Genomic DNA, 12441 nt, shown 5'->3' with positions numbered 1-12441 from the left:
AAATGAAGGTTTTTCAGAAGACTGCACGTGCCATTCTCGTCTCCAGCCTGCTTGTCAGCGCCGCCCAGGCTCAGATCAGCAATGACGAGATTCGAATCGGTTATCTGGCCGATATGTCCGGGACTTACCGCGACCTCTCCGGCCCCGGCGGTCTGGAAGCGCTGAACATGGCCATCGAGGACTTCGGCGGTCAGGTCAATGGCAAGAAAATCGTGGTCTTCAGTGCCGATGACCTGAATAAGCCTGATGTCGGCGCTAACACCGTTCGCCAATGGGTGGATGAGCGCAATGTCGACATGGTTACCGGCATGGTGGCTTCCTCGGTAGTGCTGGCGGCAAGCAAGGTGGTTGAGCAGGCCGGTAAGCTGGCGCTGATTTCTGGTGCAGCGGCCTCCAGCCTGACCAATGAGTTTTGCTCACCCAATCACATTCATTGGACCTACGACTCCTACGCGTTAGCCAATGGAACCGCGAAGGCTGTGCTCGCGTCTGGCGGCAAGAGCTGGTTCATCCTGACCGCCGACTATGCCTTCGGCCATGCGATGGAAGCGGACATCATCAAGGTCGTCGAGGCTGATGGCGGCAAGGTGGTTGGCAAGGTTCGTCATCCATTCCCGACCAGCGACTTCTCTTCCTACATCTTGCAGGCCCAGGGGTCTGGTGCAGAAGTGATTGCATTGGCCAACGCCGGCTCCGATACGGTCAATTCGCTGATGACTGCCAGCCAGTTTGGCGTCGCGCAGTCCGGACAAAAACTGGCCGGCATGGTGGTGTTCCTCAACGACATCCATGCCATGGGTTTGGAGGTGACTCAGGGTCTGATGCTGACCACTGGCTGGTACTGGGACATGAACGATGAAAGCCGTGCATGGGCTCAGCGCTACTTCAAACGCACCGGCAAGATGCCGGGCATGGTGCCGGCAGGCATCTACTCGGCGACTACTCATTACCTGAACGCCATCAAGGCGACTGGCAGCGATGATGCGCAGACGGTACGCGCACAGATGGTGGCGACACCGGTCAATGACATGTTCGCCAAGAACGGAAAAATTCGTGTCGATGGCCGAATGGTTCACGACATGTACCTGGCTCAGGTCAAGACTCCAGCGGAATCAAAAGGGGAGTGGGACCTGTACAAAATCGTTCGCACGATTCCTGGCGAGGAAGCCTACCGCCCTCTGGCTGAAAGCAAGTGCAAGCTGGTCACCACAAACTAAACAGGTGTGACTCCAGCTATGCCCCGGCTGCGACCAGCCGGGTGTCACTGACTTTCAGCGGGTGGTAAATCATGACTGTCGTATTCGGTATTCCCCTGAGTGTATTGTTCGGCCAGGTGCTCCTGGGGCTGATCAACGGGGCCTTCTATGCTTTGCTCAGCCTGGGCCTGGCGATCATTTTCGGGCTCCTGCGGATCATCAACTTCGCCCACGGCGCCCAGTACATGTTGGGTGCCTTCATCGCCGTACTTGGGCTCAACTACCTGGGCTTGAACTCATGTGCCTGCAACCCGCCAACCCGCTCGCCAAGCGCCCACCAGCCTGAGCAATTTACCAGCCGCTGGCCGTGCGCCGGACGAGTCGGGGAGGATCAGTGCGAAAGACGTCGCCAGCATGAGCAACGCTGAGTTCGACAAGCTGTGGAACTCGATGAAGGACGCCTCCACTGTGCGTCCGGCGTACTGATCATGAGCGTTGAAGCTAAGGAAATACGCCTCGAACGCATTCTGAGCCGCCTTCAGCGGGACGTGGAGAGCGGCCCGAGCGAAGCACTGCGGGTTCGTCGCCGGCTGATCATGAAGGGCGTTCGGATGACGGCGTGGGCGCTGGTACATGCTCCCTGCTTGCCGCTTGATCAGTTCGAGGCCGAGTTACGCAGTGAGTTGTTTTCCGAATCTGTGCCACGCCGGCACATCAGCGAGGTGAAGTGATGATCGACAAGCGCGATGGTACGACCAGGAAACCGGTCAAGACGCAGGAGTACTTCCCGCAGGCCAACCCCGGCAAGCGTCCGAGAGGTGAGGCCGGCAAGGGCGGGAAGCGTGGCAGATGACCGGTGTGCAGCACAGACGACAAGGGCGCTTTTGGAGAGCGCCCTTTATTTTGCTTACAGGTGGTCGCGATAGATGCGTAGCTGCGCATCGACAACTTGACGCAATGCGTCCTCATTCCCGCTGAACATGACCATCTTTTCTGTGCCTTCAAGTCGTGATGATACCGACAGCTCGAATTGGGTGCCCCCTTGTGGGTGTTGCACAGTGCGGACGATGCAATTGGAGTTTGGCTCTTGCTGTGGTGCCCCCAGAAAGAAATCCCAGCCGTCGGGGTCGTTGCGACCCTCTGCTACCAGCTCAGGGAATTTTCGGCCGAGGAAATCACGAATTTCATCAGGCGACATAATGGGGCCTTGCGGCGCCTGCATCTGATTGAAGTAATCCTGAAGGTTACCAAGTCGAGTGCGCATGTCATCTACCAAAACCAGGTGCTCTTCGAGGCGTTTTTCTGGGCCCTCAACATTGCCTTGACCTAGGATTGTATTGATGGACATTGTCGATACGCTATTCGGGGTGTCGGCTTTTCCTGCACTAGCCATAATTTGCCGGATGCTTGAGCTTTGCACTTGCTCTGGGAACGCCTCAAGAATTTTACTTAGCTTCGGCCGCAGCACGTCCAGGACCGCATCTCCGTATTCCAAAGCCTTGTCTCGCGATGGAATTTTGCCTTTATGGATTACCTCATTTCTGAACTTAATCATATTATCGGGCAGTAGCGCAGGGGGTTCTTTGAAGTTGTGGGCCCAAAGGAAGATAAACGCACCGAGCTGCCGCTCCGACATGTTCGAGACATTTTTCCATGCAGCCTGGAAAAGGTTGTCACTACCCGAGGATTTTTCGAGGAGTATTCGGATGGTGTATTCGTAGAAGCGTTCGAGGCTCGAAGTAAAAGAGGAAACCGCTTCTCGGTAGTAACCGTCCAGTATCGCGTGGGCGCCAATCTCAAACAGGACTTCGAATTTTTGCTGCTGAAGGACGGTCACAGTCTTATGGCCGTTCAGGCAGGTTGCCGTGTAGCAACCATCGTCCCGAATTTCGACGTGCGAAGCACCGCCTAGTCGTCCGCTTTCTTGTAAGCACTGCATGCACGACAGTGTTAACCGCATTGGAGATTCCCTTTGTAAGTGTTGAGCTGTAGTAGTCGAGGCGCCTATGGCGATCGCCCTTTATTTTAACTGCTGCAACAGCTTGGCCAGTCCTTGCTTGATGTGCCCAGCGTTCTTGCCAATCGCTTGCAGGGCGCCACGGAGAGCGCCCTCTTGGATCGACGGGGCAGCTAGACGAGTTTTGGTGCGCTTGGTAGGTGACGCATCGGCCCGGTCCAGATGAACGCGCTCAATGCTTCTTGAAGAAGCCCTCGCATTATTTCCATGGACTCGGGAGAAATATCCACTTCACCGTAGCTTCCATTGTCCATGGTTGTGCAGAACTTTGAACCATGTAAGTTTTTGAGCGCTAGCACTTTGAGCTCAGGCGGCGCCATTCCATTGGGGAGGGGTTGCAAATCAAGGTTTTTTTCTTTGAAACCCTTCGAGCGTACGCGCTCCTCATTGTGTTGGACTGAATTTCGAACCGCACGCAAGTCTGGAAAAGCGGCGATCGTTCTGCTGTGAAGGTCCGCGATAACTGGTGGCGCACCTTCAGCTTTCTGGATTTTCCCAAGATGTTTTTCGAAGCCGTCCAGCGCGCTGAGAAACTCTTTAGCATACAAAAAAGAAAGCTGATGTTCGAACTCGGATGGCAGCTTGCCTGATGCCCACTCCTCGCGTTTGAGGCGTATGTCGGCCTCAAATTTTATATCCGTTTTGAAAAATCCGTTGATGGTCCACGTTCTTGTTCGACGATCTCTTCTATCTCTCGACTACGGTTTACCCTGCGCTGCCACTTTTCAATGGTGGGGCTCGCGTCCTCCTTCAGCCGTGTCTGCTCGAACAAGTTGAGTGCAAAGTTAGCCTCAAAAAACTGTGCAGTGAGCGCATGGAGCATGTCTTCCATATCCCATTTGGCACGCGGGCTTAGTCCGGGCAGCTCTAGCGATTCACCCGGAACAACGATCTCGAAAATGTACACTGTCCATCTCCTTATGTTCACGACGGATGTCGCTTGAGAGCTGGAAGCGTAGCAGCATATGGTCAGTAGTCCCGGTAGTCGTCATTCTGATCACAGGCGTCGCTGATAGTCTTCTCGGCGCGTTTAATTTCCTGTCGGGACACCTGCGACCGAGTATCTAGGGCTTCCACGTATGACTGCGCCACGCCGCACAGCGCTTCCTGTTTTCGGCTACTGTCGGCGGAGCACTCATAAATCCCACCGACGGCCAGCACAACCAGTGCGAGCTGCATTCCTCGACCGAGCCATTCAATCCAATCAAATTTCATGACTTCCTACCTCACTGCCTCGGGTTTCGGTTGACACAGCGAACAGCGGAGTACCTTTTTCGAGGTGGTCGCCGCGCTGCTCCGGCGTGGATTTTTCCCATTTTTCGCCGTTACGGACGACGTAGTACCGCACCTTCCTTTCGGTGGCCTGTCCTGGGCGTTTGATGTCTTTCTGGCTGGGTTTGCCGCAAATGTCATTCAAGACCCTGCCCAACTTGACCGGGTTGATTTCCCTCTGGAGTATCTTTCCGTACTGCGTTTCGAGAGCCAAACAGGTAGCATTGATCGTCACCAGGTCGCGGTCAAACGGTGCCCTGTGGCCTTCAATTAATTCCTCAACCATTGCATGCAGTGCGCCCCGTGACTCACGTTGCATGATGCGAGCGGCCTCGGTCTGTGGTGCTGGTGCGTGCGGGTTCCAACTGGCTGGGAACTCCCAGGTGCGCAGTACGTTGGCCAGTGCCGGCCCTCCTGGTCCGTCAATCCACTCGACCAGCGTTTTGTAATAGATCGTGGACTTCGGCACCGAGTCGCACATCAGCACAGCAATGCGCCGATCGCCTTGCATCAACGGCAAGGCATCCAGGTTGTTGGTGGTGATGATGTAATGCGCGATGTTTTTGATTTCACGGGCTGCGCGCCCCTTGCCCTCGAACGAGACGGATTCTTCGGATATCTGGCTCTTGAAATTTTCATACCCGTCGGCCTTTTCGGACTTGGCCACTTCATTGATGAACACCATGCGGCGGTGTTCGATGGCGTCCATGAAATTGCTTTGCAGCATTTTGCCGGTGCAGCCTGTCACCAGCGGTTTCCCGAAGACCTTGGTCAGCAGCCGTTGAATCAGGTTCTTGCCCACACCGCCCACTCGCGAGTACATCAGGATCGCGACAGGGATCTTGGTTTCAGGGAATTGGTATAGCTGTGCCAGCCAGCACAGAAAGTACATCACCGCTACTTCGTCACCGTCGCTGATGAACATCAAATGATCTGTGAGTACCTTCACGTCGTCTACGGTGGCGGCGTAGTTCGGCTCGACCATGCTCTTGCGCAGTGTGTACCAGCGGTTGTAGGCGGTCGGGTCGCCTTCGTGCTCGGGCTTGCTGGACGGCTCCATAATGATGGACTTCACCACACGCCTGCTCGGATCGCTCCACGCCCACCAGATTTGCCCGCTCGATGCCCGATCAACCTGATTGCCATCGCTATCGACGAATAGCACCTCGCCGTAATGCTTGGCACAGTATTGGATGAATGCCTCTTTACCCAGCTTGTCGCCGCTTTCGATGTGGTACGCCACCAAGCTGGAAGCGCTGCCCAACATGACAAAGTCTTCGCTGATGTAGCGCAAAATCTCCTTCGATTCAGCATCAATCGTCGTTATTGGATTGGCCTTTTTCCTTTTGTCAGACGTTGCAGGACGGCGTTGCGACTGGGTAGAGGCGGGGTGATCGTCAACAACTGGTGCACCACCGTGCTCGCCAGCAATGCCTGGCGCAGGGTGTTGATGATTGTTTGTGGGATGGTCATTCGCAGCACGCAATAGGCCTACATGCGCCAGCAACATGACCGCCTTTGCGGACACAGAGCCTTTCGAGCACAATCCTGACCGCAGAAGCTCGTCGCGTTTCTCATTGAAATGAGGGATGTACTGTTCGTCGTCAAGATGCCTCGGCGACACAGCGCCCGGCTGATTTCCTGGCGCAAAAGTGCTAGAATTTTTCATATTGGAATACCTGATTCAGCCTCGGAAGTTAGCCGCTTGCCGGGGCTTTCTTTTGTCCGAAGGTTGACTACGCCGGTTGCTCGGCAGCGCGACAGGACTTTGCGGTCGGTCCTAGTGCGCGAGGCTCGGAAATCTTGGCTTCGAGCCAGGCCATGATCTCAGTGCGAACCCACATGGATTTACCGGCGTAGCCGTTTGAGCGCCGGGGGCCGAGCGAGACAGGGGCAGGGAAGTCGCCACGCGCGATGCTGGCGTAGAAGGCAGTGCGTCCCGCGCCGTAGATGGCCAATGCTTCTCTAAGGGGCATGAGTGGGCTGTGGCCATGGTTGTAGGCCGATTCCGACGCGAGAGTAGGGGGTGTTGTGGCGGTGAGGGTTGCTGCTGACATGGTGCACCTCGAAATCAACTGAACCCGGCGCTGTTGGCACCGGTCACTTGATCCCAGTCCAAATCGAATGTCTGTTCCGTTTCGATTTGTGTGTACCTGTCAGGTTCCTATGGCGGACCTTGGGGCGGGACTACGTGTATCTGGTTTGGTTTGCTGGTCAATCCCTTTCCTGTCGGGATTGGCCGGCACCTTATTCCTGTTTTTTCAGCTGTGCAATATCATTCAATGCCGTTCATCCGGTCATTGTTTTGTTCTGGCGTTGAGCGCAGGCGGTCGAGGTAATCGGCCCACTCCTGCGCCGCCTCTCGACGTTGCTTCAGCAACTGCGCCCGTGCGTAGGTGGCACCGAGCGGACCGGGCATCTTGTGCGACAGCATCAGTTCAAGCACCACGAAATCAATCCCTAGATGCTCGTGGGCCATGCTGCGAAACACGCTGCGGAAACCGTGGGCGGTTATCTTCCCGTCCGGCCACAGGCGCTGTGCCGCTTTCAACAGTGAGGTGGGGTTGATGGGCTCGCCAGGGTGGACCGGGCTCGGAAATACCCAGCCTTCTCCCTTGGCGTTGACGACACGGCTTTCGTGCAACTCACGCAGGATTGCCAGCGCTTGTGTCGGCAGCGGTACGATGTGCTTCTCCTTACTCAGGTGCTTGGTCTTGCCGACCACGTAACGCCAGTCGCCACCGGCGAGATTGGTGTCTTCCCAGCGCATCACCGCCAGCTCACCGGGGCGGCAGGGGAGCAGGGCCGACAGTCGCAGTGCTTGCGTCACACTGCCGTCGCCAGAAGTCTCCAGCCGTCGCAGGTAGCGCCCCAGCTCTTCAGGTGTTTCCAGCGCGGCGGAGTGGGTCACGACGTGGCTGATTTCCAGTTCGTCGCTTTTGCCCAGTGCCACGTTGTGCGGCACCCAGCTACGCCCCAGCGCAAACCCTAACACGGCCCGCATGATCGTCCGGCACCGCTTGGCCATCGCCATCATGCCCTTGCCGGTGAGTCTGCCGATCACGGCACTGATGTGCTCAAGCTTGATGTCGGCCACCGCCATTTGGCCGAGGGTAGGGTAGATGTGGTTGGTCAGTGCACCGTTGAAGCCGGCGAGAGACTTTTCGACCAGCTTAGGCCCTTTGATCTTCAACCATTGCTCGGCGACGAACTGGAACGTCCGGTCTTCCGCGAGTCGTTTTTCCTCGAGCTTGGCTTTCTTCTCTTTCAGAGGGTGTTTGCCTTCAGATACCTCTGTTCTAGCTAACCAAGCCAAATCGCGAGCTTTCTTCAGGCCTATGGCAGGGTAGGTACCGATCGCATACACGTATTCCTTGCCGTGCAGGCGGTACTTCAGCCGCCACAACTTGCCGCCGCTCTTCGAGACTTGCAGATAGAGGCCGGGCACAGTGCCGTCTGTGTACCTACCGGGCTCGAACAGCGATCTAAGGCGGGCATCACTGAGGCTTCTGGGAGATGACGGGTTGGCTGTGGGACTGTCGGAAGCAGGCATGATGTAGGGGTATCCGTGGAGCTGCCAGGGCAAGATACCCTAGATAATACCCCCAGATACCCTGGACGAACACGGAAAAATAAGAACAGTAACGAACAAGTGCGGACCAGTATTTCCCATTGTTTTCTGGATTTTATGCTTGAAGGTCGCGTTCAGGCGAGACTATCCGGATCCCCAAAAAACATCTGAATCCTCGACCGCAACCAACGCTCGCCCGGATCATTATCCTGCGACCCACGCCACGCCATGTGCAGTTCAAAGGTTCGCACCGGCAACGGCGGATCTTCCGCCCGCACACCACCTGCGGCTGTCAACGCCTCAGCCGTGTAATCAGGCACGGTGGCGACAATATCCGTCCCGCTGATGAGCGTGCTCAGCCCGTTGAATTGCGGCACTGCAAGGACGACATGGCGTTTGCGCCCGAGCTTCTCTAGTTCTTCATCTATGAAGCCGCTCAAGTCGCCGGCGAACGACACCAGCGCATGGGGTCGCGCGCAGAAGTCGTCCAGGCTCAGCGGGCCCGGCACGGTGTCGGCTCGCAACAGCTTGGGCATGCTGCGGCGCAGTACTTTGCGCTTGGCGTTGGCCGGCAGGTCGGCGGTGTAGCTGACGCCGATGGAGATTTCACCCGAGGCCAGCAGGCTTGGCATCAGGATGTAGTTGGCCCGGCGAACGACCAGCACGATGCCCGGTGATTCGGCGCGCAGACGTTTGAGCAGCATGGGCAGCAAGGCGAATTCGACGTCGTCCGACAAACCTATACGAAACACCGCAGTGCTGGTGGCTGGATCGAATTCCGCCGCACGGCTGACCGCCGTGGAAATCGAGTCCAGCGCCGGGGAGAGCAGGGCGAAGATCTCCACTGCCCGGGCCGACGGTTCCATGCTGCGGCCGGTGCGCACGAACAGCGGGTCATCGAACAGCCCGCGCAGGCGCGAGAGCGCCGCACTGATCGCGGGTTGTCCAAGGAACAATTTCTCCGCAGCACGGGTCACACTGCGTTCATGCATTAATGTTTCGAAAACGATCAACAGGTTCAGGTCGACACGACGCAGGTCATTACGATTCATCTGGAGTCCTGGCAGAGTCAGCAAACTTGACGTGGGCGGCCATATGAGAACAATGGCCGGCATGAATCTTACGGGCAAAGGCTGCTACTCTGCACCGTGTAATTCACTTTTTACTTAAATGGCTGCTTCGGTTTTTTACGGCATCTGGTGATGCCGCCGGCGCTGCGGAATCAATGACAGGCATGTCGACTATTAATAGCCACTGATGGTCTTGGGTAGAAAGCCCAGATAGAGTTCGTGGCACTAGAGGTTACTTTGACGAGGTTTGCGATGTCCCGCACGATCCGTTTTCACAAGTTTGGTCCAGCCGAGGTGCTCAAATGCGAAGAGCATGCGGCCGCTCTGCCTGCACCAGGTGAAGTGCAGGTGCGCGTCGAAGCAATCGGCATCAGCTGGTACGACATTCTCTGGCGCCAGAACCTGGCTTCGTCCCACGCTCGTCTGCCTTCAGGCCTCGGCCATGAAATGTCGGGTGTTGTGACGGCGGTCGGCGACGGTGTTGATGACTTGGCGGTGGGTGACAAGGTCGCCAGCTTCCCAGCCGAGAGTCCTAACGATTATCCGGTCTACGGTGAACAGATTGTTCTGCCGCGCTCGGCACTGACCCGCTACCCGGACGTGCTCAGCCCGATCGAAGCCAGCGTGCATTACACGCCGCTGCTGATCGCCTATTTTGCCTACGTCGATCTGGCGCGGGTCAAACCAGGGCAGTTTGCATTGGTAACCGACGCAAGCCATTGCGCAGGGCCGTCCTTTGTACAACTGGGCAAAGCCCTGGGTGTGCGAGTGATCGCAGCGACCAAAAGCGCGGAAGAACGTGACTACCTGCTGTCCCTCGGTGCCGAGAAAGTCATCGTCACCGAAGAACAGGATCTGCTGATGCAGATCAACAAGATCACCGACAACCGTGGCGTCGATGTGGTGTTCGATGGGCTTGGCGGGCCACAGATGTCGATGCTCGGTGACGTGCTGGCGCCGCGTGGCAGCCTGGTGCTTTACGGCCTGCAAGGCGGCAACCAGACGCCATTCCCGGCGTGTGCAGCGTTCCAGAAGAACATTCAGTTCTTCGTGCACTGTATCGGTAACTTCACCGGCAAGCCGGAGCTGGGCATTATTCAGGATCAGGTGGCGTTGCAACGGGCGTTGCGCGATATCAACCAGTTGACCGCCGACCGCGTGCTGCTGCCGCTCAAGACTCGGGTCTTCCCGTTTTCCGAGTTTGTCGAAGCGCATCGCTACATGGACGAATGCCCATGCCGCGAACGGGTCGCCCTGCAGGTCGAGCCAGCGTAAGCCTTACGCAGGCGTGCGTGCCCTCACGTACGCTTGCTCTTCAAGCTTTCCCGATGCCCTCTGCGCTCCTTGCGCAGAGGGCATTTTCGTTTCTGTCTACCGGGTTTCAGCAACTGAACCGGTTTTTGCTTTCGATCTGTATCTTCTAATCATCATATAAGCCCTGATAATTGAATGATTACTTTCATCTCAAGGAATGAGTCATGAGTGGGCGTTCGGCTGATATTAATCAGCACATGTTTGCGACAGACGACGGGCAAATGTCACAACGTTTGAAGACTAAAGACCAATCAGTATCTTCTTTCTCTATTTTTTGTACTCAATGTCTGTGGGACGCTGTCGGAAGTTTCCTAGGAAGTCGTGCCAAACCTCGCGGGCCTTGCCCCGTCGGGCTTTGCGAGGAGGTGGCTGTCGCCTTGGCATAGGCAGAGTTCAAACATTTCAAATAATTACCCCAAACTTAAGTGCTAGCATTTTATGACAGGATCAAGCACTTCACAGCGAGAATCGGTCGCGCAGTGTCTATCACTGTTTGCGTGACGTTGAACTTCCGAATACCAGGTAAAACACTGATGACTACAATTCACGATCAGGCAATGAACTATGTTTACCAGCAAGTACTGCAAAGGCTGCTGAGTTTTTTCTCGCGCGCCGAGCGCACCGCCTTGCAGCTTATGATTCAGCGCCTGGTGGTGTCGGCTGGCGGTATGGAGCGCATCGGCGAATTCAAGGTGATGTCGATCCAGTCCGGCACGCTCGACAGTTGTTACACCCTGGCCTTGTTGCGCGCCGCCCAACTGAGCATCGCCAGCCGGGCACCGGCGACGTTTCAGCTACGCGTGGCCACGTTGCGCCTGAACGGGACCGGTTCTACAGCGCTGGAGAACATCCATCGTACCAACGCGGCGCTGTTCCTCTATGACGATCCTCGGGTCGAATTGTTGATGGTGGATAACCGTGAAGTCCTGCCATTCAACCATCTGGCGCCGATCTCCGAGGCCGGGCGCGAGTCGAACCGGCTCAACCTGTTGATGGTCGGCCATCGCCGGGCCTGGGATGGGCCGCTTGATCTTTGGGATGATGGTTACCTGACAACGGGCGAGTTCTACGGGCAGATCGCGAGATGGGGCAATGGGGTCGATGCGTTGATCAGCAGCGAAACGCCGCGCCAACAGAAGCAGTTTCTCGACGGTTTGAAGCGCGCGGCGCAAAAGGCAGGTCTCGGGACCCTGAATAACAACATCGCGGGGTTTGACGGGTTGTTCGCCGTGCTCGATGACCTGGGCAGCGACTATTATCTTGAATTTTATGCTGGCCATGAGCGCGCGCAATGGCGCCCGTATGGCGGATTTGAAGCCTGCCGCCGCACGACCAATATCGATATTCACGACATGGTGGTCGGCAAACTCGAGGAGCGCTGGCCGCTGCTCACCGAATTCCTCGGTGTCCAGATTGACGAAATGGCGGCGCACCTGAGCGATAGCGAATACGTCAGCCCAGTGATTGCGGCGCATTTGCGCGGGTTACAGGCGAGCGTTGTGTCGGGCGACAGTTATGAAACCGGGATCGCTGAATACTTGCAGCGAGCCCTGGTGTTGATGCGGCGCAAACTGGTGCCGGAGCGCTTTTGCGAATTGGCACTGGAGTCATTTGGTAATCCGGTCGTCATGACCGAGCGCCGCTTGCTGGCGGCGGACGAGGTGCTGAAAACCCTCGGGTTGACCGAGGCTCAATTGATCTGCCTGCTCTTTGCGCCCTTTGTCGATGGGGGAGCGGGACTCGAGCGTTTCCTGCGCAGTTGCCACCCCGGAATGCTGGTGGCCATGCCGGACCTGCACAAGGCGATGCAGGGGCATCAGGTGCCCGAGCAAGTCGTGCAATGGATGGTCGATGTCAGTGGCTTGCCAGTCAACCTGATTGCCACGCTTTATCGCATGGGGTCAGTAACCGTGCAGGAAGACGTTTGCGTCGAAGACCCGCAGGACGATGACGCGGACGCTATTGGCGAACTGTCAGCGGGGCATTGAAAGTGCAGGGGCT

The 12441-nt window shown here is 56.8% G+C and carries 11 protein-coding genes and 1 pseudogene; 5 read left to right on the top strand and 7 right to left on the bottom strand.

The features are described from left to right. Positions 1–2 precede the first annotated feature (2 nt). The 3 genes and pseudogenes from NK667_RS11515 to NK667_RS11505 all read left to right on the top strand — a co-directional run bounded on the left by NK667_RS11515 (position 3) and on the right by NK667_RS11505 (position 1927). Positions 3–1217, top strand: coding sequence for an ABC transporter substrate-binding protein (locus tag NK667_RS11515; RefSeq protein WP_054614796.1), 1215 nt, complete (start codon positions 3–5; stop codon positions 1215–1217). A gap of 71 nt (positions 1218–1288) precedes the next feature. Next, positions 1289–1492, top strand: a pseudogene (locus NK667_RS11510) (ABC transporter permease subunit); the annotation flags it as partial. Between the two features lie 192 nt (positions 1493–1684). Then, positions 1685–1927 (top strand): hypothetical protein, encoded by a 243-nt coding sequence (locus NK667_RS11505; protein WP_152980937.1) that lies wholly within the window; start codon positions 1685–1687, stop codon positions 1925–1927. A gap of 176 nt (positions 1928–2103) precedes the next feature. Here NK667_RS11505 and NK667_RS11500 read toward each other — a convergent pair whose 3' ends face one another. From NK667_RS11500 to NK667_RS11470, 7 genes are all read right to left on the bottom strand, one after another. After that, positions 2104–3156 carry a hypothetical protein gene (locus tag NK667_RS11500; protein WP_063869673.1) on the bottom strand — a complete coding sequence of 351 codons (1053 nt, stop codon included), beginning with the start codon at positions 3154–3156 and terminating at the stop codon, positions 2104–2106. Between the two features lie 170 nt (positions 3157–3326). Continuing rightward, on the bottom strand, positions 3327–3761 hold the full coding sequence (locus NK667_RS11495) for a hypothetical protein (RefSeq protein WP_152980935.1): 435 nt from the start codon (positions 3759–3761) through the stop codon (positions 3327–3329). A gap of 83 nt (positions 3762–3844) precedes the next feature. Then, positions 3845–4120: a hypothetical protein gene (locus NK667_RS11490; RefSeq protein ID WP_054614793.1), complete on the bottom strand. Its 276-nt coding sequence runs from the start codon at positions 4118–4120 to the stop codon at positions 3845–3847. A 62-nt stretch (positions 4121–4182) separates the two neighbouring features. Further along, entirely contained in the window at positions 4183–4428 is a 246-nt protein-coding gene (locus tag NK667_RS11485; protein WP_054614792.1) for a hypothetical protein, read from the bottom strand. Then, positions 4418–6154 carry a primase-helicase family protein gene (locus NK667_RS11480; RefSeq protein WP_152980933.1) on the bottom strand — a complete coding sequence of 579 codons (1737 nt, stop codon included), beginning with the start codon at positions 6152–6154 and terminating at the stop codon, positions 4418–4420. The genes NK667_RS11485 and NK667_RS11480 overlap by 11 nt, the downstream gene beginning before the upstream one ends. Before the next feature lie 606 nt (positions 6155–6760). After that, entirely contained in the window at positions 6761–8038 is a 1278-nt protein-coding gene (locus NK667_RS11475; RefSeq protein ID WP_054614789.1) for a tyrosine-type recombinase/integrase, read from the bottom strand. A 152-nt stretch (positions 8039–8190) separates the two neighbouring features. Then, positions 8191–9108: a LysR family transcriptional regulator gene (locus tag NK667_RS11470; protein ID WP_054614788.1), complete on the bottom strand. Its 918-nt coding sequence runs from the start codon at positions 9106–9108 to the stop codon at positions 8191–8193. Between the two features lie 270 nt (positions 9109–9378). Here NK667_RS11470 and NK667_RS11465 point away from each other — a divergent pair, with 270 nt between their 5' ends. Together NK667_RS11465 and NK667_RS11460 are read left to right on the top strand one after the other, a co-directional pair. Next, the gene (locus NK667_RS11465; RefSeq protein WP_054046080.1) at positions 9379–10401 is read left to right on the top strand and encodes a zinc-dependent alcohol dehydrogenase family protein; all 1023 of its coding nucleotides are present in this window, start codon (positions 9379–9381) and stop codon (positions 10399–10401) included. 572 nt (positions 10402–10973) lie between these two features. Continuing rightward, positions 10974–12428, top strand: coding sequence for a hypothetical protein (locus NK667_RS11460; protein ID WP_054614787.1), 1455 nt, complete (start codon positions 10974–10976; stop codon positions 12426–12428). The last annotated feature ends 13 nt before the right edge of the window (positions 12429–12441 follow it).

The organism is Pseudomonas nunensis, assembly GCF_024296925.1.
GTDB classification, from domain to species: domain Bacteria; phylum Pseudomonadota; class Gammaproteobacteria; order Pseudomonadales; family Pseudomonadaceae; genus Aquipseudomonas; species Aquipseudomonas nunensis.
This window is presented reverse-complemented; position numbering and strand designations above follow the sequence as displayed.